The 21,749-nt window shown below is 73.4% G+C and carries 16 protein-coding genes; 4 read left to right on the top strand and 12 right to left on the bottom strand.

The window, feature by feature from the left end:
* Window positions 1-12 precede the first annotated feature (12 nt).
* From murG to rsmH, 9 genes are all read right to left on the bottom strand, one after another.
* Complete coding sequence (gene murG, locus WDV06_RS21990; RefSeq protein ID WP_395511479.1) at window positions 13-1,104, bottom strand: undecaprenyldiphospho-muramoylpentapeptide beta-N-acetylglucosaminyltransferase; 1,092 nt, start codon at window positions 1,102-1,104, stop codon at window positions 13-15.
* A gap of 6 nt (window positions 1,105-1,110) precedes the next feature.
* Complete coding sequence (gene ftsW, locus WDV06_RS21985) at window positions 1,111-2,472, bottom strand: putative lipid II flippase FtsW (RefSeq protein ID WP_395511478.1); 1,362 nt, start codon at window positions 2,470-2,472, stop codon at window positions 1,111-1,113.
* Window positions 2,473-2,540: 68 nt separating this feature from the next.
* On the bottom strand, window positions 2,541-4,052 hold the full coding sequence (gene murD, locus WDV06_RS21980; RefSeq protein WP_395511477.1) for a UDP-N-acetylmuramoyl-L-alanine--D-glutamate ligase: 1,512 nt from the start codon (window positions 4,050-4,052) through the stop codon (window positions 2,541-2,543).
* Window positions 4,034-5,104: a phospho-N-acetylmuramoyl-pentapeptide-transferase gene (mraY, locus tag WDV06_RS21975; protein WP_079426112.1), complete on the bottom strand. Its 1,071-nt coding sequence runs from the start codon at window positions 5,102-5,104 to the stop codon at window positions 4,034-4,036. The genes murD and mraY overlap by 19 nt, the downstream gene beginning before the upstream one ends.
* Window positions 5,101-6,525, bottom strand: a complete 1,425-nt coding sequence (locus tag WDV06_RS21970; protein WP_395511476.1) for a UDP-N-acetylmuramoyl-tripeptide--D-alanyl-D-alanine ligase — start codon at window positions 6,523-6,525, stop codon at window positions 5,101-5,103. The genes mraY and WDV06_RS21970 overlap by 4 nt, the downstream gene beginning before the upstream one ends.
* Window positions 6,522-8,216, bottom strand: a complete 1,695-nt coding sequence (locus WDV06_RS21965; protein ID WP_395511475.1) for a UDP-N-acetylmuramoyl-L-alanyl-D-glutamate--2,6-diaminopimelate ligase — start codon at window positions 8,214-8,216, stop codon at window positions 6,522-6,524. The genes WDV06_RS21970 and WDV06_RS21965 overlap by 4 nt, the downstream gene beginning before the upstream one ends.
* A gap of 43 nt (window positions 8,217-8,259) precedes the next feature.
* The gene (locus WDV06_RS21960) at window positions 8,260-10,218 is read right to left on the bottom strand and encodes a peptidoglycan D,D-transpeptidase FtsI family protein (RefSeq protein ID WP_395511474.1); all 1,959 of its coding nucleotides are present in this window, start codon (window positions 10,216-10,218) and stop codon (window positions 8,260-8,262) included.
* Between the two features lie 228 nt (window positions 10,219-10,446).
* Window positions 10,447-10,989, bottom strand: coding sequence for a cell division protein FtsL (gene ftsL / locus WDV06_RS21955; RefSeq protein ID WP_395511486.1), 543 nt, complete (start codon window positions 10,987-10,989; stop codon window positions 10,447-10,449).
* Window positions 10,990-11,030: 41 nt separating this feature from the next.
* Entirely contained in the window at window positions 11,031-11,990 is a 960-nt protein-coding gene (gene rsmH, locus WDV06_RS21950; RefSeq protein ID WP_463668223.1) for a 16S rRNA (cytosine(1402)-N(4))-methyltransferase RsmH, read from the bottom strand.
* 310 nt (window positions 11,991-12,300) lie between these two features.
* Here rsmH and WDV06_RS21945 point away from each other — a divergent pair, with 310 nt between their 5' ends.
* From WDV06_RS21945 to WDV06_RS21930, 4 genes are all read left to right on the top strand, one after another.
* On the top strand, window positions 12,301-12,849 hold the full coding sequence (locus tag WDV06_RS21945) for a beta-class carbonic anhydrase (protein WP_395511473.1): 549 nt from the start codon (window positions 12,301-12,303) through the stop codon (window positions 12,847-12,849).
* Window positions 12,850-12,985: 136 nt separating this feature from the next.
* The gene (locus tag WDV06_RS21940; protein WP_395511472.1) at window positions 12,986-13,996 is read left to right on the top strand and encodes an AAA family ATPase; all 1,011 of its coding nucleotides are present in this window, start codon (window positions 12,986-12,988) and stop codon (window positions 13,994-13,996) included.
* On the top strand, window positions 13,996-15,348 hold the full coding sequence (locus tag WDV06_RS21935; protein ID WP_395511471.1) for a DUF58 domain-containing protein: 1,353 nt from the start codon (window positions 13,996-13,998) through the stop codon (window positions 15,346-15,348). Before WDV06_RS21940 ends, WDV06_RS21935 begins: the two co-directional genes overlap by 1 nt.
* On the top strand, window positions 15,345-17,774 hold the full coding sequence (locus tag WDV06_RS21930; RefSeq protein ID WP_395511470.1) for a transglutaminase TgpA family protein: 2,430 nt from the start codon (window positions 15,345-15,347) through the stop codon (window positions 17,772-17,774). Before WDV06_RS21935 ends, WDV06_RS21930 begins: the two co-directional genes overlap by 4 nt.
* 293 nt (window positions 17,775-18,067) lie before the next feature.
* Here the strand turns inward: WDV06_RS21930 and WDV06_RS21925 are convergent, their stop codons facing one another.
* The 3 genes from WDV06_RS21925 to WDV06_RS21915 are packed head-to-tail and all read right to left on the bottom strand — an operon-like array spanning window position 18,068 to window position 21,670.
* Window positions 18,068-18,694, bottom strand: coding sequence for a TetR/AcrR family transcriptional regulator (locus WDV06_RS21925; protein WP_237292765.1), 627 nt, complete (start codon window positions 18,692-18,694; stop codon window positions 18,068-18,070).
* A gap of 29 nt (window positions 18,695-18,723) precedes the next feature.
* Window positions 18,724-20,811: a YhgE/Pip family protein gene (locus WDV06_RS21920; RefSeq protein WP_395511469.1), complete on the bottom strand. Its 2,088-nt coding sequence runs from the start codon at window positions 20,809-20,811 to the stop codon at window positions 18,724-18,726.
* Window positions 20,783-21,670: an ATP-binding cassette domain-containing protein gene (locus tag WDV06_RS21915; RefSeq protein WP_395511468.1), complete on the bottom strand. Its 888-nt coding sequence runs from the start codon at window positions 21,668-21,670 to the stop codon at window positions 20,783-20,785. The genes WDV06_RS21920 and WDV06_RS21915 overlap by 29 nt, the downstream gene beginning before the upstream one ends.
* Window positions 21,671-21,749 lie beyond the last annotated feature (79 nt).

Raw genomic sequence — 21,749 nt, 5'->3', positions numbered from 1 at the left:
CTGGGTCAGCGGTTACCCGCGTGCGGCCGCGATCGCCTCGTGGACGAGGCCGACGAGGAGTTCGTCGGCGTCCCGCCGGCCGAACTCGGCGGCGGCGCGGGACATCTCGTACAGGCGGTGCGGGTCGGACAGCACCGGGAGGACCTGGCCGAGCACCCAGTCGGGCGTCAGTTCCGCGTCGTCGACGAGGAGGCCGCCGCCGGCCTTGACCACCGGCTGGGCGTTGAGCCGCTGTTCGCCGTTGCCGATGGGCAGCGGTACGTAGGCGGCCGGCAGTCCGACGGCGGAGAGTTCGGCGACGGTCATCGCGCCCGCGCGGCACAGCATCATGTCGGCGGCGGCGTACGCGAGGTCCATCCGGTCCAGGTACGGTACCGGCACATAGGGCGGCATCCCGGGCATGTTGTCGACACGCGGCAGTTCGTTCTTCGGGCCGACGGCGTGCAGGATCTGGATCCCGGAGCGCTGGAGGTTCGGCGCGACCTGCTGGATGGTCTCGTTGAGGCGGCGCGCGCCCTGTGAGCCGCCGGAGACGAGCAGCGTCGGCAGGTTGGGGTCCAGGCCGAAGGCGGCCCGCGCCTCGGGGCGGACGGCGGCGCGGTCGAGGGTGGAGATGGAGCGGCGCAGCGGGATGCCCACGTAGCGGGCCCCCCGCAGCTTGCTGTCGGGGGTGGAGACGGCGACGGCGTGCGCGTAGCGGGAACCGATCTTGTTGGCCAGTCCGGGCCGGGCGTTCGCCTCGTGGACGATGATCGGCACCCCGAGCCGTTTGGCGGCCAGGTAGCCGGGCAGGGCCACGTAGCCGCCGAAGCCGACGACCACGTCGGCCTTGGTGCGCACGAGGATCTCCTCGGCCGCCTTGATGGTGCCGCGCAGCCGTCCGGGGACGGTGATCAGCTCCGGTGTGGGTTTGCGGGGCAGCGGCACGGCGGGGATGAGCCCCAGTTCGTAGCCGCGTTCCGGCACGAGGCGGGTCTCCAGGCCGCGTTCCGTGCCGAGGGCGGTGATGCCCACGGTCGGGTCCTGCCTGCGCAGGGCGTCCGCGAGGGCGAGCGCCGGCTCGATGTGGCCGGCGGTCCCCCCACCGGCGAGTACGACATGCACCGAAATTCACCGCTCTCCGGACGGACGCCTCTTGACGCGCCGTCTCATCGACTTCCATATCGGCCCGCTCCGCTTCCAGCCGGCACCCGGCCGTCGCATCGCGAGCGCCGCGCGCGCCGCCGGCTCCTCCCGCGCGAACGCGATGAGCAGTCCGACCGCGAACATGGTCGGCAGCAGGGCGGACCCCCCGTAGGAGAACAGCGGGAGGGGCACCCCTGCGATCGGCAGCAGACCGAGCACCGCACCGATGTTGATCACGGCCTGGGCCGTGATCCAGGTGGTCACGCCTCCCGCGGCATACCGTACGAAGGAGTCCTCCGTGCGTCCGGCCACGCGGATACCCGCATAGCCTAGAGCCGCGAACAGGGCGAGCACCGACAGCGTCCCCGCCAGGCCCAGTTCCTCACCGGTGATGGCAAAGATGAAGTCGGTATGGGCTTCGGGCAGTTGCCCCCATTTTTCCACACTCGCACCAAGACCGGAACCGAACCATCCGCCGGACGCGAGGGCGTAGATGCCGTGTACGGCCTGCCAGCAGAGGTCGTTCTTGCCGGGGTCGGTCGCCCCGATGCAGGCGAGCCGGTCCATGCGGTGCGGGCTGGTCTTGATGAGCAGTGCGACGATCACACCCGCGAAGGCCAGCACGCCGGCGAACATCCGCGTCGGCGCCCCGGCGAGCCACAACAGGCCGAACAGGACCGCTCCGAGGATCATCGCGGTGCCCATGTCCCCGCCCAGCATGATCAGCCCGAGCAGCAGGAAGGCGACCGGGACCAGCGGCACCAGCAGGTGCTTCCACTGGGTCAGCAGGCCCTTGTCGCCCTTGCGGGCCAGCAGGTCGGCGCCCCACAGGATCAGCGCCAGCTTTCCGAACTCGCTGGGCTGGAGCATGAACGGGCCGCCCAGGGAGATCCAGTTCTGGTTGCCGTTGATGGAGACCCCTATCCCGGGGACCTGGACCAGGACCATCAGGAACAGGGTGCCGGCGAGCACCGGATAGGACAGGGCGCGGTGCAGTTTGACCGGCATGCGGGAGGCGGCGAACAGCAGGACGCCGCCGATGGCGGCGGCCAGGAACTGTTTCTTGAAGAAGTAGGCGTCGCCCAGGCCCAGCTGGAGGGCCTTGATCATGGACGCCGAATAGACCATCACCAGGCCGAGCACGGTGATCAGCAGCGAGCTGCCGAAAATCAGGTAATACGCCGTAAGCGGGCGGTCCCAGGCCTTCGTCACCTGCCGCCGCGCACGCCGCAGCCGCTCCAGGGGCCCGCCCCGCCCGGGCCGCTTGGCCCCGGCCGCGGGACGTCGGCGGCCCTGCGCCTTGACGGCGGAGGGCCGCCGTCCCGGCAGCATCTGTTTGGCCGGCATCTGTGATCTTCCCCTCCACTCGTACGAGGCGAGCAGCCGGCCGGAGGGAACCTGTCGGGCGCCCTCGGCTAGGCCGTGTCCGCGGCGCTCCCGGAGGCGAGTTCGCGCACCGCGCGGGCGAACGCGTCGCCCCGCTCGTTGTAGTTCGCGAACATGTCCATCGAGGCGCAGGCCGGCGCCAGCAGGACGGTGTCTCCGGGTTCCGCGAGCCGGGCCGCTTCCCGGACCGCTGCGAGCATCGCCCCAGTGTCGGTCCGTTCGAGGTCGGTCACCGGGACCTCGGGCGCGTGTCGCGCCAGCGCCTCGGCGATCAGCGCCCGGTCGGCGCCCATGAGCACCACGGCCCGCAGCCGCTTCGCGGACTTCCGCACCAGCTCGTCGAAGGTCGCGCCCTTGGCGAGGCCGCCGGCGATCCAGACGACCGGCTCGAAGGCCGCCAGGGAGGCCTCGGCCGCGTGGGTGTTGGTGGCCTTGGAGTCGTCGACGTAGCGGACCCCGTCGACCTCGTCCACGTACGCCACGCGGTGCGCGTCGGGGCGGAAGTCGCGCAGCCCGTCGCGCACGGCCCGCGGCTCGACGCCGAAGGCGCGGGCCAGGGCCGCCGCCGCGAGGGCGTTGGCGATGTTGTGCGGGGCGGGCGGGTTGACGTCGTCGACGTGGGCCAGCTCCTGCGCGTTCTTCTGCCGGTTCTGCACGAACGCCCGGTCGACGAGGATCCCGTCGACCACGCCGAGCATGGAGGGGCCGGGGGCGCCGAGGGTGAAGCCGATGGCCCGGCAGCCCTCCTCGACGTCGGCCTCCTCGACCAGCCGTTCGGTGGCGGGGTCGGCGACGTTGTAGACGCAGGCGATGGTGTTGCCCTCGTAGATCCTGCCCTTGTCGGCGGCGTACGCCTCCATGGAGCCGTGCCAGTCGAGGTGGTCCGGGGCCAGGTTGAGCACGGCCGCCGAGTGGGCGCGCACGGAGGGCGCCCAGTGCAGCTGGTAGCTGGAGAGCTCGACGGCGAGGACGTCGTACTGCTCCTCGCCGGTCACCACGTCGATGATGGGGGTGCCGATGTTGCCGACGGCGGCGGTCTTCAGACCGGCCGCCCGCAGGATCGAGGCCAGCATCTGGGTCGTGGTGGTCTTGCCGTTGGTGCCGGTGATCGCCAGCCACGGGGCCGGTTCCCGGCGGGGCTCGCCGGGTTCACCGGACGCCGCCGCACGCCGCTCGGCGCCGATCTCGCGCAGCTGCCAGGCGATCTCGACGTCGCCGACGACGTCCACGCCGGCCTTGGCGGCCGCCAGGAAGAGGGGGCTGTCGGGCTGCCAGCCCGGTGAGGTCACCACGAGGTCGGTGCCCTCGGGCAGCACCTCGCCGGCCCGCTCGCCGCTCTCCAGCCGGCCGAGGCGTACCTCGATGCCCAGCTCCGCGAGCTCGGCGGCCCGCGCACGGTGCGCGTCCCCGTCCCCGTTGTCGACGACGGTCACTACCGCGCCGAGGCCGGCCAGGGCGCGGGCGGCGCTGATGCCGCTCACGCCGAGGCCGGCGACGGTGATGTTCCGGTCCTGCCAGGGGGTCACTTGTCCGCTGCCCATCCCGCGTAGAAGAGGCCGAGACCCACGATCACGCACATGCCCTGGATGATCCAGAAGCGGACCACGACAAGGACTTCTGACCAGCCCTTGAGTTCGAAGTGGTGCTGGAGCGGGGCCATTCGGAAGACTCGCTTGCCGGTCAGCTTGAAGGAGCCGACCTGGATGACGACCGACATCGTGATGAGCACGAAGAGGCCGCCGAGGAGCGCCATCAGGAACTCCGTGCGGGAGCAGATGGCGAGACCCGCGAGCGCGCCGCCGAGCGCGAGCGAGCCGGTGTCGCCCATGAAGATCTTGGCGGGCGAGGTGTTCCACCACAGGAAGCCGAAGCAGGCTCCCATGAGGGCGGAGGCGACGACCGCGAGGTCCAGCGGGTCGCGGACCTCGAAGCAGGCGTTGGGGTTGGTCAGGGTCACCGCGTTGGCGCAGGACTCCTGGTGCTGCCAGACGCCGATGAAGGTGTAGGCGCCGAAGACCATCACGGCGGCGCCGGTGGCCAGGCCGTCCAGACCGTCCGTCAGGTTCACGCCGTTGGACATGGCCAGGATCATGAAGAGCGCCCAGACCACGAACAGCACCGGGCCGATGGCCCAGCCGAAGTCCGTGACGAACGACAGCTTCGTCGACGCCGGGGTCAGCCCGCGCGAGTCCTTGAACTGGAGCGCGAGCACGGCGAAGGCGATGCCGACGATCAGCTGGCCGGCCATCTTGGCCTTGGCCCGCAGACCGAGCGAACGCCGCTTGACGATCTTGATGTAGTCGTCGAGGTAGCCGACCAGGCCCATGCCCGCCATCAGGAACAGCACCAGCAGGCCCGAGAAGGAGGGCTCCTCGCCGGTGATGACCTTCGTCAGGGCGTAGGCGATGAGCGTGGCCAGGATGAAGGAGATACCGCCCATGGTGGGCGTGCCCTTCTTGCCCGCGTGGCCGCGGGGGCCGTCGTCGCGGATGAACTGGCCGTAGCCCTTGCGGGCCAGCAGCTTGATCAGCAGCGGGGTGCCGATGACGGTGAGGAACATGCCGATGACACCGGCGAACAGGATCTGCCTCATCGGCCGGCGACCTCGCCCTCGCCCTGGAGCAGCGCCAAGGCCACCCGCTCCAGACCGACCGACCTGGAAGCCTTCACCAGCACGACGTCCCCCGGGCGCAGTTCACTGCGCAACAGGTCGATCGCCGCCTGCGCGTCGGACACGAGCACCGACTCCTCACCCCACGAACCCTCGTTATATGCGCCCAGCTGCAGCCAGGACGCTTCCCTGCCCCCGACTGCCACGAGCCTGCTCACGTTGAGCCGGACGGCAAGCCGCCCCACCGCGTCGTGCTCGGCCAGCGACGCGTCACCGAGCTCGGCCATCGGACCGAGCACCGCCCACGTACGTCCCCCGCCCTCCTTGCCGGCGCCGCCCATCGCGGCCAGTGCCCGCAGGGCGGCCCGCATGGACTCGGGGTTCGCGTTGTAGGCGTCGTTGACGATCGTGACGCCGTCCGCCCGCTCGGTGACCTCCATGCGCCACCGGGACAGGGTGCCCGCCCCGGAGAGCGCGGTGGCGATCTCCTCGACTGACATGCCCAGGACATGGGCGACGGCGGCCGCGGCGAGCGCGTTCGACACGTGGTGCTCACCGTACAGGCGCAAGGTCACGTCGCTGCACCCGGTCGGTGTGTGGAGTGTGAAGGAGGGCTGTCCCGCCGGCGTCATCCGCACCTCGGTCGCGCGGACGTCCGCGTCCTCGGCCTCGCCGAACAGGACCGTACGGGCCTTCGTGCGGGCGGACATCGCGCGCACCAGCAGGTCGTCGGCGTTGAGGACGGCGACACCGCCCTCGGCCTCGGACGGCAGGGCCTCGACGAGCTCGCCCTTGGCCTGGGCGATGGCCTCGCGGCCGCCGAACTCGCCGATGTGGGCGGTGCCGACGTTCAGCACGAGGCCGATGCGCGGCGGGGTGAGCCCGGTCAGGTAGGCGATGTGCCCGATGCCGCGGGCGCCCATCTCCAGGACCAGGTGCCGGGTTTCGGCGGTGGCCTTCAGGGCCGTGAGCGGCAGGCCGATCTCGTTGTTGAGGGAGCCGGGCGTCCACACGGTGGGCGCGTGGTGCTGCAGCACCTGGGCGATCAGGTCCTTGGTGGAGGTCTTGCCGGCCGAGCCGGTCAGGGCGACCACGTCGGTGCCGAGACGGCCGACGACGGCCCGGGCGAGGGCGCCGAGCGCCCGCTCCACGTCGTCGACCACGATCGCGGGAACGCCGACCGGCCGGGCGGCCAGGACGGCGGCGGCGCCAGCGGCGACCGCGCGCGCGGCGTAGTCGTGGCCGTCGACGTGCTCGCCCGCGAAGGCCGCGAAGAGGCTGCCGGGCTCCACCTGGCGGGAGTCGATGACGACCGGGCCGCTGATGACCGCGGTGGGATCCGGTATGTCGTGGGGCCGCCCGCCGGTGATGTCGGCGATCTCGGCGAGGGAGAGGGCGATCACTGGTTCACCTCGGCCTGTCGGGCGCTGGGCTGCTGGTTCTCGATGGCCGCGCGGAGCACGGCGCGGTCGTCGAAGGGGCGTACGACCCCCGCGGTGTCCTGCCCCTGCTCGTGGCCCTTGCCCGCGACGAGGACGGTGTCGCCGGCCTCGGCGCGCGCGACGGCGGCGGCGATGGCCGCGGCCCGGTCGGCGTCGACCAGGACGGTGCCGCGTTCCTCGGCGGGGACGGAGACGGCGCCCTCGAACATCGCGGCGAGGATCTTCAGCGGGTCCTCGGAACGCGGGTTGTCGGAGGTCAGGACGGCGGTGTCGGCGTACCGGGCGGCCGCGGCGCCCATGGGGCCGCGCTTGGTGGTGTCGCGGTCGCCGCCGCAGCCGAGCACGATGTGCAGCCTGCCGGTGGTGACCTCGCGCAGGGCGCGCAGCACCGACTCGACGGCGTCCGTCTTGTGGGCGTAGTCGACGACGGCCAGGTACGGCTGTCCCGCGTCGACCCGCTCCAGCCGGCCCGGGACGCCGGGGACCGCGGCGACGCCGTCGGCGGCGGTCTGCGGGTCGATCCCGGCGGCGGCGAGGGTGACGACCGCGGCGACGGTGTTGGCGACGTTGAACGGGCCGGGCAGCGGGGCCTTGGCCCTTACGCGCTGTCCTTCCGGCCCGACCAGGGTCAGGGTGGAGTCCATGTGGCCGCTGACCACGTCCTCGGCGCGCCAGTCGGCGGACGGGTCGCCGGCGGCGGAGAAGGTGACGACCGGGATCGGCGACTCCTTGGCGAGGCGGCGGCCGTACTCGTCGTCCACGTTGACCACGCCCAGGCGGGCGCGGCGCTCGGTGAAGAGCTGCGCCTTGGCCTGGAAGTAGTCCTCCATGTCGGAGTGGAACTCCATGTGCTCCGGGCTGAGGTTGTTGAAGACGGCGACGTCGAAGACGCAGCCGTCGACCCGGCCCAGCACCAGGGCGTGGCTGGAGACCTCCATGGCGACGGCCTCGACGCCGCGTTCGCGCATCACGGCGAACAGGGCCTGGAGGTCGGTGGCCTCGGGCGTGGTGCGCTCGGACTTGATGCGCTCGTCGCCGATGCGCATCTCGACGGTGCCCACCAGGCCGGTGGTCCTGCCCGCCGCGCGCAGTCCGCCCTCGACGAGGTAGGCGGTGGTGGTCTTGCCGGAGGTGCCGGTGATGCCGAGCTGGAGCAGGGCTTCGCCGGGCCGGCCGTAGATCTGCGCGGCGAGTTCGCCCATGCGGCCGCGCGGGTCGGCGACGGCCAGGACGGGCAGGCCGGTGGCGGCGGCGCGTTCGGCGCCGTCCGGGTCGGTCAGCACGGCGGCGGCACCGAGGGCGGCCGCCTGGGCCGCGAAGTCGGCGCCGTGCAGCCGGGCGCCGGGCAGGGCCGCGTACAGGTCGCCGGGGCGCACGGCACGGGAGTCGTGCGTGATGCCGGTGATCTGAGCGGCGCCGGACTCGGGCAGACCCAGCAGGCCGGCCAGCTCGCCCAGGGGTGTCGGGCGGGCGGTCACGGGCCGGGGCGCTCCCGGCGGCGCTGCCGGGGCGTCTTTCTGGGCGGTTCTGGGCTGATCAGCGTGGGGCACGGCGGTGAGCGTACCGGGCGCGGCGGGCCGCTCGCGAAGCGAGGGCCCGTCCTGGGCGGCTTCGGCCGTCTGGTTCCCGGGTTTCGGGGTGATCGTTGTCACTGATGGAGCCTCACGCGTGGGTGGTGGGACGGTCGGTTCTCTGTCAGGGCTGCGGGCTGGGCTGCGCGGCGTTGGGGGCGGGGGCCGGCGGAGCGGACGCGTAGGTCACCGGGAGGCCGGCGGGGGCCGTTCCGGTGGGCGCGACCTGGAGGGTCTTGAGTGCGAACTCCATGACCGTCTTGTAGATGGGGCCGCAGATCTGGCCGCCGAAGTAGCTGCCCTTGGTGGGGTTCTGGATGGCGCAGTAGACGGTGATCCGCGGGTCGTCGGCGGGGGCGAAGCCGGCGAAGGAGGCGGTGTAGCCCTTGTAGCGGCCGGTGGCCGGATCCACCCGGTTGGAGGTGCCGGTCTTGCCGCCGACCCGGTAGCCGGGGATCTTCGCCTTGGTTCCGGTGCCCTCCTGGTCGTCGACCACGGACTCCAGCATCTCGGAGAGCGTCTTGGCCGTCTGCTGGCTGATCACCCGGGTCTTCTCGGGTGCCGGAGCCGGGGTGAAGCGGCCGTCGGGGCCCTTGGTGCCGCGGACCAGGGTCGGGGTGACGCGGACGCCGCCGTTGGCGACGGTGGAGTAGACCGAGGCCGCCTGCATCGCGTTGAGGGACAGGCCCTGGCCGAAGGGGATCGTGTACTGCTGCGAGGTGGACCAGGCCTCCGGCCTGGCGAGGATGCCGCGGGACTCGCCCGGGTAGTTCAGGCCGGTGGGCCGTCCGATGCCGAACTTGTCCAGGTAGGAGTACAGGACCTTGTTGGCCTCGGCCTGGGTGGCGCCGAGCTGGCCGGTGGCCAGGATGGTGCCGATGTTGGAGGACTTGGCGAGGACCCCGTTGAGGGTCAGGTACCAGGTCGGGTGGTCGATGTCGTCCTTGAAGAGCCGGTCGCCGCGGTGCAGCCGGTTGGGGACCTCGACATGGGTGTCGGGGGTGGCCTTCTTCTCCTCCAGGACGGCGGCCATGGAGATCACCTTGGCGGTGGAGCCGGGCTCGTACACGTCCTGGAGGGCGGCGTTGCCCATGGCGGCGGAGCGGGCCCGGCTGAGGTCGTTGGGGTCGAAGCCGGGGGCGTTGGCCATGGCCAGCACCTCTCCGGTGCGGGTGTCCTGGACGACGACGTAGCCGCGGTCGGCGCCGGACTTCTCGACCTGCTCCGCGATGGCGCTCTGGGCGGCCCACTGGATGTCGCGGTCGATGGTCAGTTCGATGTCCTCGCCGGGGACGGCGGGCTTCTCGTGGGATCCGGCGGTGGGCACGCGGCGGCCGCCGGACTGGGCGTAGGTGATCTCGCCGGCCTTGCCGGCCAGCTTCTTGTCGAGGGCCGACTCCAGGCCGCCGCCGCCCTTGCCCTCGGCGTTGACGTAGCCCAGTATCCCGGCGGCGAGGTCGCCGTTCGGGTACACGCGCTTGCTGCTGTTCTCGTTGAAGACCCCGGCGATGACGTTGGCCCCGGGCCCGTTGTTCCGCTTGTCGGCGGCCGCCTTGTCCGCGAAGAGCTTCTTGAGGTCCTTGATCTGGTTCCAGACCTGGGGGGTCTGCCGGCGGGCCAGGACCACGTAGCGGGTGTCCTTGGTCTTCAGCCGGGCGGCGATCTCCTTGGCGTCCTTGCCGAGGATCGGTGCCAGGAGGGCGGCGGCCTGCTCGGGGGCGTCGGGGGCCTTGCTCTCCTGGGGGGTGAACATCTTCGGGTCGGCGGTGATGTCGTACGCGTCGACGCTGGTGGCCAGGGCGACGCCCTTGCGGTCGGTGATCTCACCGCGCTCCGCGGCCAGGACGTACTTGGCGAAGCGGTTCTCGGTGGCCTTGGCGGAGTAGGCGGAGGCGTCGACGGCCTGCACCTGGAGGAGCCGGACGACGAAGGCGAGCATCACGAGGGTCAGCCCGACGCCGACCAGGCGCAGCCGGGGCTTGGGGCTTCCGAGCCGGATGGTGTGCGGGGCCCGCTGCGCGGGCTTCGCGGCCGGCCGCCGCCCGGGGCCGGGAACCCGCCGCGGGGGCTCCTTGGGGCTCACCGGTGCACTCCGCGGCTGCCCGAGGGGGCTGCGCCCGGCCCGCTGGGGCTCCGCCCCGGACCCCGCGCCTCACACACCGGCGGGGCGGGGCTGTGCCCGGCCGGGGCCGGAATGCCCGCCGGCGTTCGCGGCGCGGGCGCGGCAGCGCCCTGCGACGAGCCGCGCCGGCGGTCGAGGCGGAGGAAGGGCGGGGCGGGGAGAAGTCCCGCAGGGAACCGCGTCACGACGTCACCTGCCTGGGGTCGGGGTGGGCTGCGGGGCCCCGCTCGGGGCCGGCGGGGCCGGGGTGTCGGGGTTCTGGCCGGCGGCCGCGGACTGCGGCGCCCCGGCCGGGGACGGAGGCGGCGGGACCGGCGCGGCCGCAGCGGGCGGCGTGGGCGTCGGGGCCGGGGAGGGCGGGGGCGGGGCCTCGGCCACCGCCGGGGTGCCGGCCGTCTTGCCGTCGGGGCCGAGGAAGACGGGGCTGCCGCCCGGCACCAGCCCGAGCTCGCGGGCCCGCCGCTGGAGCGCGTCGGGGGCCGAGTAGCCGTCGACGTCCCGCTGGAGTGCCTGCTGCTCGTCGGTGAGCGCGGTGGTCTCCTTCTTCAGCCGGCTCAGCTGGAAGGACCCCTGGTTGAGCGCCGAGTTCAGCAGCAGCAGGCTGATCAGGCCGCCGGCCAGCAGCGCCACGACCAGCAGCACGAAGGGCATCCGCGCCGCCTGCCGGGCCCCGCCGGGGCCCGCTCCGGCCGGGCGGCCCCGGACGAGGCGGGCCGCCTGCCCGCGGGTCAGCGTGGCCACCTTCCCGGCCCTCCCCGCCTTGCCGGCCTTGGTCACGGCCGTGCCTCGCGGATCCGCTCGACGCCCCGGAACCGGGCCGGGGCCGCCCGCCGGTTCTCGGCGATCTCCTCCTCGGTGGGCAGCTCCGCGCCCCGCGTGAGCAGCTTCAGCTTCGGCTGGTACTTCTCCGGTACGACGGGCAGTCCGGGCGGGGCCGTGGAGGTGGCGCCGGCCGTGAACACCTGCTTGACGAGCCGGTCCTCCAGGGAGTGGTACGACAGGACCGCGATCCGCCCGCCGACCGCGATCCGGTCCACGGCGGCCGGGATGGCCCGTTCCAGCCCGGCGAGTTCACCGTTGACCTCGATGCGCAGGGCCTGGAAGGTCCGCTTGGCCGGGTTCCCGCCGGTGCGCTTGGCCGCCTGCGGCAGCGCGTCGCGGATCAGCTCCACCAGCCGGGCGCTGTTGCCGAAGGGCTCCTTGGCGCGCTCGCGCACGATCGCGGAGACGATCCGCTTGGCCTGCTTCTCCTCGCCGTACTGGCGCAGGATGCGGACCAGCTCGCCGGGGGCGTAGGTGTTGAGGACCTCGGCGGCGCTGATGCCGGTCGTCTGGTCCATGCGCATGTCCAGCGGCGCGTCCTGGGCGTAGGCGAACCCGCGGTCGGCCTCGTCGAGCTGCATGGAGGAGACGCCGAGGTCGAAGAGGATCCCCTGGACGGTGGGCAGCCCCAGGCCGTCGAGGACCTCGGCGAGGTCGGCGTAGATCGCGTGGACGAGGGTGGCCCGGTCGCCGAAGGGCGCGAGCCGCTCGCCGGAGAGGCGCAGGGCCTCCTTGTCGCGGTCGAGGCCGATCAGGCGCACCTCGGGGAACCGGGTCAGCAGGGCCTCGCTGTGGCCGCCGAGGCCGAGGGTGCAGTCGACGACGACGGCCCCCGGCCTCTCCAGCGCCGGGGCCAACAGGTCCAGGCACCGCTGGAGCATCACCGGGACATGTCGGGACTCGCTACTCAAAGCGCCCTCTCAGATAACGGCGCGGCAGGCATACGCCGCGCCGCGCACGCGGAGTGTTACCAGGGGGCCGGGCGGCCGGTGGGGCCGGGCTCCGGCCGGTTCGCGTCACTTTAGTGCAACGCCCGCCCCGGTCAACGAACCGGCCCGCGCGCGGTGCGCCCCTCCCCCGGCGCACCCGCAAAAGCCGCGAATCACCCGGACGGCGGCCTCCTTCGCACCCTTGTGGGTTAGCTCACAACAATCATGCTTGACCTTCTTTGTCCGTCCTCACCCCCTGCCCGGACGGCCCGTGACCACTAACGTCGTAGACATGACGACCTCCGCATCCCTGCCCGCACACCCCGCACGCCCGGCGTCCGGCGACTCCGTCACCGACAGGCTCGTCACGGCCAACCGCCGCTACGCCGCCGAGTTCACCGACCCCGGTATGGACGCCCGCCCCGTCCTGCGCGTCGCGGTCGTGGCCTGCATGGACGCCCGTCTCGACCTGCACAAGGCCCTCGGTCTGGAGCTCGGCGACTGCCACACCATCCGCAACGCCGGCGGCGTGGTGACCGACGACACCATCCGCTCGCTCACCATCAGCCAGCGCGCCCTCGGCACCCGCTCGGTGATACTCATCCACCACACCGGCTGCGGACTCGAAAGCTTGACCGAGGACTTCCGGCACGAGCTGGAGGACGAGGTCGGCCAGCGCCCCGCCTGGGCCGTGGAGGCCTTCCGCGACGTGGACCAGGACGTCCGCCAGTCCATGCAGCGGGTCCGGACGAACCCGTTCCTGCTCCACAAGGACGATGTGCGAGGCTTCGTCTTCGACGTGCACACCGGGCTCCTGCGGGAGATCGATCCGGCCGGCTGAGTGACACAGCGCCGGACGCCGTCAAGAATGCGGTGAGACGTCACCCGGAACCACTCCGGGGCGGTGTCCGTGTTTCGGGGTGGGCCGGACCGTGTGCCATGCGCGTCGGCCCTGGGAAAGGGCCGAGGAGAACCAGGTGACCACGTACGACGACCGAGCGAGCCTCGCTGATCTGACCAGCACGGCCGAGCGGGTCCGCCAGTCGGTCGAGCGCGTCATCGAGGGCAAGCCCGAGGTCGTCCGCCTCGCGCTGACCGTGCTGCTGGCCGAGGGCCACCTGCTCATCGAGGACGTGCCCGGCGTCGGGAAGACGATGCTGGCCAAGACCCTGGCCAAATCCATCGACTGCTCGGTCCAGCGCATCCAGTTCACCCCGGACCTGCTGCCCTCGGACATCACCGGCGTCAGCATCTACGACCAGCAGCGCCGCGAGTTCGAGTTCAAGCCCGGCGCGATCTTCGCGCAGATCGTGATCGGCGACGAGATCAACCGGGCCTCCCCCAAGACCCAGTCGGCGCTGCTGGAGTCGATGGAGGAGCGCCAGGTCACCATCGACGGCACCACCTACGCCCTGCCCAGCCCGTTCATGGTCGTCGCGACCCAGAACCCGGTCGAGATGGAGGGCACCTATCCCCTCCCCGAGGCCCAGCGCGACCGCTTCATGGCCCGCGTCTCGGTCGGCTACCCCAGCCCCGAGGCCGAACTGGAGATGCTCGACGTGCACGGCGGGCTCTCCCCGCTCGACGACCTCACCGCCGTCGCGCACGCCCACGACGTCGTCAAGCTGATAGAGGCCGTCCGCGACGTGTACGTCGCGGCGCCGGTCAAGCGCTACGTCGTCGACCTGGTCTCCGCCACCCGCAGCCACCCGGACCTGCGCCTGGGCGCGTCCCCCCGCGCCACCCTGCACCTGCTGCGCGCCGTCAAGGCCTCCGCCGCCCTGTCCGGCCGGGACTACGTGCTGCCCGACGACGTCCAGCGGCTCGCCACGCCCGTCCTCGCGCACCGTCTCCTGCCGACCGCGCAGGCCCAGCTGAACCGGCGCACCGCCGAGCAGGTCGTCCACGACATCCTCCAGCGCACCCCCGTCCCGGCCACGCACACCCGGGGCGAGGTCCCGCCCGGCGCCGGCGCCCGGAGCTTCTGATGGCGGCCGGTGCCCCGCACGGCGCCGGCGGCCAGGCAGGGCGCCCCGGCGGGGTGCGCGCCTCGCTGTCCGGCCTCACCACCCGGGGCCGCTCGTTCCTCGCCGCCGGCACAGCCGCCGCCGTCTGCGCGTACGTCCTCGGGCAGGACCAGTTGCTGCGGGTCGGGCTGCTGCTCGTCGTCCTGCCGCTGATCTGCGTACTGGCCCTGCACCGCACCCGCCACCAGGTCACCGCCGGCCGGCGGCTGACCCCGCCGAGGGTGCCCGCCGGGGGCGAGGCCCGCGTCCGGCTGCGGCTGGAGAACGTCTCCCGGATGCCCACCGGCCTGCTGATGCTCCAGGACCGGGTGCCCTACGTGCTGGGGCCCCGCCCCCGCTTCGTCCTGGACCGGGTCGAGTCCGGCGGCCGCCGCGAGGTGTCCTACCGGGTCCGCTCCGACCTGCGCGGCCGCTACCCGCTGGGCCCCCTCCAGCTGCGGCTGACCGACCCCTTCGGGATGGTCGAGCTGACCCGCTCCTTCACCGCGTACGACACCCTCACCGTCGTCCCGCGCACCCAGCCCCTGCCCGCGGTCCGCATGACCGGCGAGGCGGGCGGCCACGGCGACGGCAGCCGCCGTTCCCTGGCCCTGGCCGGCGACGACGACGTGATCCCCCGCACCTACCGGCGCGGCGACGACCTGCGCCGGGTCCACTGGCGCTCCACCGCCCGCTACGGCGAGCTGATGGTCCGCCGCGAGGAACAGCCGCAGCGCAGCAAGGCGACCGTCCTGCTGGACACCCGCTACCTCGCCTACGAGGGCGCCGGCCCCGACTCCGCCTTCGAATGGGCGGTGTCGGCCGCCGCCTCCACCCTGCTGCACGTCCTCGAACAGGGCTTCGCGGCCCGGCTGCTCACCGACACCGGCGACACGGTGCCCGGCGCCGGCGCCTTCGCCGGCGGGAGCTCCGCCGGCGGCCCGGAATCCGCCGAGGCGGCCGGGCTGATGATGGACACCCTCGCGGTCGTCGGCCACTCCGAGGGCGGCGGCCTGGGCCGCGCCCACGACGCGCTGCGCGGCGGGACGGGCTCCGGCGGCGACGGACTGCTGGTCGCCTTCTTCGGCGACCTGGACGACGAACAGAGCGAGATGGCGGCCCGGATGCGGCAGCGCAGCGCGGCCGCGGTCGCGTTCGTGCTGGACCCCGCGCTGTGGGCCGGAGCGCCCTCGCGGGTGGAGGAGCGGCTGCGCAGGCTGCGGGACGCGGGCTGGACGGCACTGGCCGTCCCGCCCGGCGCCGCCTTCGCCGAACTGTGGCGGCAGGCCGGGAACACCCCCGCCGGCACGTGGACCCCGGGAGGAACGGGATGAGCGGGCGGACGCGTCTGACGGTCTTCGGTGCGCTGGCGACGCTGCTGACCGCCTGGTCGCTGGCCCCGCTGGTGGAGAGCTCCGGCTGGCTGGTCCAGGCGGCGCTGCTGCTGGCCGTACAGGCGGCGGTGGGCGCCGGCGGTCGGCGGGTGCCGCTGGCCCGGTCGCTGACCGTGGGCGCGCAGCTGCTGGTGTCGCTGCTGCTGCTCGCCTTCCTCTTCGCGGGGAAGGCCGAGTCCACCGGGAGCGGGCCGCTGGCCTTCCTGGTCACCGATTTCGCCGGACTGTTCCAGCAGGGCGTGCGGGACGTCGGCGAGTTCGCCATACCGGCGCCGCTGACGGACGGCATCCGGCTGCTGCTGCTCGCCGGGGTGCTGCTGGTCGGGCTGGTCGTCGACGCGCTGGCGGTGACGCTGCGGACGGCCGCGGCCGCCGGGCTGCCGCTGCTGGCGCTGTACTCGGTCGCCGCCGGGCTGTCGGCCGGGCAGGGACAGCCCTGGCTCGCGTTCCTGCTGGCCGGGGCGGGCTACCTGATGCTGCTGCTGTCGGAGGGCCGCGACCGGCTGGCCCAGTGGGGCCGCGTCTTCGGCGGGGCCCCGGAGGCCCGGACGCCCGCCTCCGCCGCCTCCGGCTACGGGGCCAACGGGGCCGGCGGCGCCCGCGCCGTGGCCCCCGTGCGCACCGGGCGGCGGATCGGCGCGGTCGCGCTGGGCCTGGCGCTGGCGGTGCCGGCCGCGCTGCCGTCGCTGGGCGCCGGGATGCTGGGCGCCCAGGGCGAGGACGCCCCGTCGGCGGGCGGCGGCGGTGGCACGATCTCGGCGGTCAACCCGCTGGTCTCGCTCCAGAGCAGCCTGAACGCGCAGGACAACCGGGTCGTCATGAAGTACCGCACGGACAGCCCGCAGCTGGGCGAGCAGTACCTGCGGATCCTGGCCCTCGACGAGTTCAACGGGGTCAGGTGGGAGGCGTCCGCCCGCCCGCTCACGGACGTCCCGCAGCGGCTGCCGAACCCGTCGGGGCTCACCGCAGAGGTCCGCGAGAACGCGGTGGAGGTGCGCACCACCGTCTCGGCCGCGGACACCTACGCCCAGCGCTACCTGCCGATGCCGTACCCGGCGACCCAGGTGGACATCCCCGGGAAGTGGCGCTTCGAGCCGGCCGGCCGGACCCTGGTCGGCGACCAGCTGGGCAAGGACCGCTTCCAGAACGTGCAGGGCGCGCAGTACACCGTACGGAGCCTGCTGCTGCGGCCCACCGCGGAGCAGCTGCAGTCGGCGCCGCCCGCGAACGCGGCGGTCCACGCCGAGTACACGAAGCTGCCGGACAACCTGCCGCCGGTGGTGGCGGAGACGGCGCGGCGGGTCACGCAGGGCGCGAAGGACGACTACGCGCGGGCGGTGAAGCTCCAGGACTTCTTCGCGGTCAGCGGTGGCTTCCGCTACGACACGAAGGTGTCCTCGGGAACGGGTTCGCAGGCCATCGTCCGCTTCCTGGAGGACAAGGAGGGCTTCTGCGTCCACTTCGCCTTCTCGATGGCGGCCATGTCGCGGACGCTGGGGATCCCGGCGCGGGTCGCGGTCGGCTTCACCCCGGGCGAGAAGCAGTCCGACGGCACGGTGAACGTCTCGATGCGGGACGCGCACGCCTGGCCGGAGCTGTACTTCGAGGGCGTGGGCTGGACCCGGTTCGAGCCGACGCCCCGCTCGGGCATCACGCTGCCGGACTACAGCCGCCCCGAGGCCCCGGCCCCGCAGCCGTCCGCGTCGTCCGCGGCGCCCTCCCCGTCGGCGGCCGCGCCGTCCGCGGCGCCCTCGCAGAGCGGCGAGGCCTGCCCGCCGGCGCAGAAGAAGCTCGGCGAGTGCGGGGGGCCGGTGGCCCAGCAGAGCACCGGGTCCGGGTCCGGCGGGGTGTCGGCGGGGACGGTCCTCGCCTGGACGGTGCTGGTGCTGCTGGTGGCCGCCGTGCCACTGCTGCCGCTGCTGTGGCGGCGCCGGGTGCGCGAGCGGCGGCTCGGCTCGGGCGACGTCCTGGCCGCCTGGCGGGAGCTGGGCGACTGCGCCTGGGACGTGGGCGTCCCGCCCGACGAGGCACTGTCGCCGCGCGGTGCGGCGGGGCGGATCGTGCTGCTGGGGCGGCTGGAGGGTGAGGCCGCCGAGGCGGTGCACCGGGTCGCCGGCGCGGTGGAGCGGGCGCTGTACGCCCCGCCCGGCGCGGCGGGCGCGTACGCGGGCCTGTCCGCGGACGTCCTCACGGCCCGCACGGCCCTCCTGGCCGCGACCGACCGCCCCACCCGCCTCCGGGCCCTGCTCCTCCCCCGCTCGGGCTCCCGCCTGGCCACCGCCTTCTCGGCCCGGCTCTCCGCATGGTCAGCGGCCCTGACCCGCCTGGGCACCCGCATCCGCCTCCCCCTCCGCACCCGGGGCTGACAGCCCGAGCGGCCCCGGGGGCCGCTGCTCGGGTCGAGGAGACGGAAAACGCCGGTGCGGCCGGGCTCGTTCCCCCCGAGCCCGGACGCACCGGCGTTCTGTTTCCCCGGGCGGCAGCCGGTCCGCTCCGCGGCCCCGTGTCCGCGGTGCGGGCCGACCGGCCCTTGTCCCCAGCCCCCAGTCTGCTGTTTCCGCAGGTGGGAGCCCATCCGTACGGGTACTCATCTGTGTACCTAGGTACGGGTACTCAGTTCTACGCCGCCCGGCGCCCGGGCGGCACCGCCGACCGGGGGTCAGCGGCTTCCGCTCACCCGCCCTCGCAGCAGCAGCGACAGCGCCGAGTGGACGTCGTCCAGCGACCGCTCGCTCTGGAAGGCCTGCCAGTCCAGCGCGGCCACCAGCACCATCCCGACCAGCGCCGCCGCCGTCAGCGGCACGTCGATCTCGGCGCTGAGCTCGCCCCGCTCGACCCCCTCCCGCAGCACCGACTCCACCACCGCGACCGCCTGGCCCCGGACCACCATCAGCGTGCCCTGCCAGGCGCGGTTGGTGCGCCAGAGCTCTGCGACGTACAGCTGGGTGAAGGCCGGGTAGCGGTGGATGAAGACCAGGCCCGCCCGGATCATCGCGTCGAGCGCCTCGATGCGGCTGCCGCCGCGCTCCTCCGTCTCGTCCGCCGCCGCCCGCAGCGAGGCGGTCAGCAGTCCGACCCCGTGCCGCAGGAGCTCCTCGAAGAGCTCGGTCTTGCTCGCGAAGTTGTAGTAGACGGTGCCCTTCGCCACGCCCGCCCGCTCGGCGATCTCGTCGACGGTGGTCGCGGAGAAGCCCTGTTCCGCGATGAGGGTGACGGCCGCCTCGTACAGCTTCTGACGCGTGGCCTGCCGCCGGGCGCCGCCGGCGGTGGTGCTGCTGCTTTCCATGGCGCTGATTCTCACAGGTCAACCGCCCCTTACAGGCTCAGTTCCGGGTGCAGCCGGTCCATGGTCCACACCTGCTTGCCGCGGGCGGCGAGGGCGGTGAGGGCCAGGGCCCCGGCGGTGAAGGCCAGCAGGACCAGGCTGCCCTGCCACACCGGGGTGAGGTCCCCGCCGGTGATGAGGCGGCGCAGGCCCGCGACGATGTACGACATGGGCAGGTACGGGTGGATGGCGTTGAAGAAGCCCGGGCTGGTCTGGACGGGGTAGGTACCGCCCGCCGAGGTCAGCTGGAGCATCAGGACCGCGAGGACCAGGATGCGGCCGGCGGCGCCGAACTTGGCGTTGAGCCACTGGATGATCGCCGCGAAGCAGGCGGTGACCAGGACCAGGAAGGCGACGGTCAGGGCCGGGTGCGCCATCTCCAGGCCGAGGCCCCAGTGGAGTACGGACATCAGCGCGCCCACCTGCGCGGCGCCGAGGCCGACCACGGGCAGCCAGCCCGCGAAGGCGATCCGCCAGGAGGAGGCGCCGGCGGCCAGGGCCCGCTTGTTCATGGGCGCGATCAGCATGTAGGCGACCATCGCGCCGACCCAGAGGGAGAGCGGGATGAAGTAGGGGGCGAAGCCGGTGCCGTAGTTGGGCGCCTTGTGCAGGGGGTCGCTGGCGAGCTGGACGGGGTCGGCCATGACCTGCGTACGGGCGTCGCGCTGCCGCTGGTCGTAGTCCGGGATCTTGCCCGCGCCGTCGTGGAGGCCGCCGGCGAGCCGTCCGCTGCCGTCGACCAGCTTGACCATGCCGCCGCCCAGCTGCTGGGCGCCGTCGCCGAGCTTGCCGACGCCCTCGCCGAGCTTGCCGGAGCCGCCCGCGGCGGTGCCGAGGCCGGCGTGCAGCTTGACCATGCCGTCGGCGACCTGGTGGGCGCCGTCGTTGAGGGCGTTGGCCTTGGCGACCGCGGCGTTGAGGTCCCCGGCGAGGCCGGGGGCCTTGTCGGCGAGCTCGCGGGCCTTGTTCTCCAGGTCGGTGAGCTGGCCCCGGAGCTTGGTGATGTCGCCCTTGCCGTTGCCGAGGACGGTGTTCGCGTCGGCGCTGAGCAGGGCGGCCTCGGCCGCGTCGTCCTTGATCTTCTTCTGCGTCTCGCAGAAGCCCGCGGGCAGCTTGGGGTCGGGCTTGGCGCAGTACTTGGCGTAGGAGGCGTCCGCGAGGCCCGAGACGCGCCTGGTGGCAGCGGCGGCGGCCGGCGCGTGCTCGGCGGCCTTGTCGAGGTGGTTGTTGACGACGTGGGCGGTGTCGGCGACCAGCTTGGCGGTGTCCGCGAGGTTCTTGGGGTCCTTGACGAAGGGGCGGGCCTTCTCGGCGGCGCCGTTCGCCAGGTCGGCGACCTTCTGGGTGCCCTCGGCGACCTGCCGGGAGCCGGTCTCCAGCTTGCCGGCGGCCTCGTCGAGCTTGTTCAGGCCGCCGGTGAGCTCGCCGGTCTTCTCCTTGGCGGTGTCGAGGCCGTCGGCCAGCTCCTGGGCCCCCTCCTGGGCCTTGCCCGCGCCGTCCTTGAGCTGGTCGGCGCCGTCGGCGGCCTCGGCGGTCTTGTCGTGCAGGTCGGAGAAGCTGACGAAGATCTTGTCGAGGAACCGGCGGGAGGCCTTGGTGGAGGCGGCCGAGCGGACCTCGGAGAAGACGGTGCGCGAGATCGAGCCGACGATGTAGTTGTTGGCGTCGTTCGTGCGGACCTGGAGGGCCCCGGTGGCGGGGGCGGCGCCGCCGCTGGAGGCGATCTTCTCGCTGAAGTCGGCGGGCATCGTCAGGGAGAGGAAGTACGTCCCGTCCTCCAGACCCTTGGCGGCCTCGTCCGCGCTGACCACGCGCCAGTCGAAGGTCTTGCGCTCGCGGAGGTTCCGGGTGAGCTCGCCGCCGACGTCGAGGTGCTCACCGTTCACGGTGGCGCCCTTGTCGGCGTTGACGAGGGCGACGGGCACCTGGTCGAGGCGCTTGTACGGGTCCCAGAACGACCAGAGGTAGAGGGCCCCGTAGAGCAGGGGCAGGAGGAGCAGCGCGACGAGGGCGGCCCGGGGCAGCTTCCCCCGACCGAACCGCTTCAGCTCAAGCGCGGCCAGTTTCGGCGAGCGCATCGTCCGCCCCCTTCGTGTCTTCTTCGTCGGTGTCGTCGTCGGTGTCGTCGTCGGAGGCGTCCCGGGTGCCGTCGCGCGTGTCCCGCTCCGCCTGCCCGGCCCGGCCGGCGCCGGCCTCGGGGGCCGCCCCGCCGGGGGACGGTGCGGGCGCCGCCTCGGGGCGCGGGCCCGTGCGCAGCACCGTCGCGTCGCCAGGGGCCTCACTGCACACCGCGAGGACGGTGGTCCCCCGGGCGGCGACCGAGCGGAGCAGGGTCCAGGCCTCGGCGCGTTCGGCGTCCGAGAGCTTGAGGTCGAGGTCGTCGAGGGCGAGGAGCCGGGGGCCGCCCAGCAGGGCGATGGCCACGGAGAGGCGGAGGGCCTCCAGCCGTTCCAGGTCCCGTACGGAGGTGCGCGGGCCCTTGGCAAGGGTGGCCGGGTCGAGCCCGACGGCGGCCAGGGCCTCCTCGACCCGGTCGGCCGGGGCCGGTGCTCCGTGCGCGCCGCGGCGGCGCAGCAGGGACCGCAGGGGGGCTTCGTAGCGCCGCTGGAGCATGGCGCCCTCGCGCAGCTGCTCGGCGACGGTCAGGGCCTGGTCGAGGTCGTTGACCCCGGGGACGGGGCCGAGGGCGGCGATCCGGCGGACCGCGGCCATCTTCTTCGGCAGTCGCAGGCGGCCGATCTCGGCGTGGCCCTCGGTGGGTTTCATCCGGCCGGTGAGGGCCAGGAGCAGGCAGGTGCGGCCGCTGCCCGAGGGGCCTTCGACCGCGATGAGCGAGCCGGGCGCCGCGTCGACGGCGACGTCCCGGAAGACCCAGCCGCGCGGGCCCTTGAGTCCGAAGCGTTCGGCCTTGACGGCGGCGCCGTGCGGGCTGTCCACGCCCTCCCCCTCCTTTTGAACTGACCAGTCAGTTCAAAAACTAGCAGGTTCGGGCCCAAGGTCGGTACCGGAGGGGGAC

It is taken from the genome of Streptomyces racemochromogenes (genome assembly GCF_044129415.1).
Lineage (GTDB): Bacteria > Actinomycetota > Actinomycetes > Streptomycetales > Streptomycetaceae > Streptomyces > Streptomyces racemochromogenes_A.
This window is presented reverse-complemented; position numbering and strand designations above follow the sequence as displayed.

Bases quoted from the DNA above. Each gene is read 5' to 3' on its own strand.
- ftsW (WP_395511478.1), bottom strand. From the start codon at position 2,472: ATGCCGGCCAAACAGATGCTGCCGGGACGGCGGCCCTCCGCCGTCAAG.
- murD (WP_395511477.1), bottom strand. From the start codon at position 4,052: ATGGGCAGCGGACAAGTGACCCCCTGGCAGGACCGGAACATCACCGTC.
- mraY (WP_079426112.1), bottom strand. From the start codon at position 5,104: ATGAGGCAGATCCTGTTCGCCGGTGTCATCGGCATGTTCCTCACCGTC.
- WDV06_RS21945 (WP_395511473.1), top strand. From the start codon at position 12,301: ATGACGACCTCCGCATCCCTGCCCGCACACCCCGCACGCCCGGCGTCC.
- WDV06_RS21935 (WP_395511471.1), top strand. From the start codon at position 13,996: ATGGCGGCCGGTGCCCCGCACGGCGCCGGCGGCCAGGCAGGGCGCCCC.
- WDV06_RS21930 (WP_395511470.1), top strand. From the start codon at position 15,345: ATGAGCGGGCGGACGCGTCTGACGGTCTTCGGTGCGCTGGCGACGCTG.
- WDV06_RS21925 (WP_237292765.1), bottom strand. From the start codon at position 18,694: ATGGAAAGCAGCAGCACCACCGCCGGCGGCGCCCGGCGGCAGGCCACG.
- WDV06_RS21920 (WP_395511469.1), bottom strand. From the start codon at position 20,811: ATGCGCTCGCCGAAACTGGCCGCGCTTGAGCTGAAGCGGTTCGGTCGG.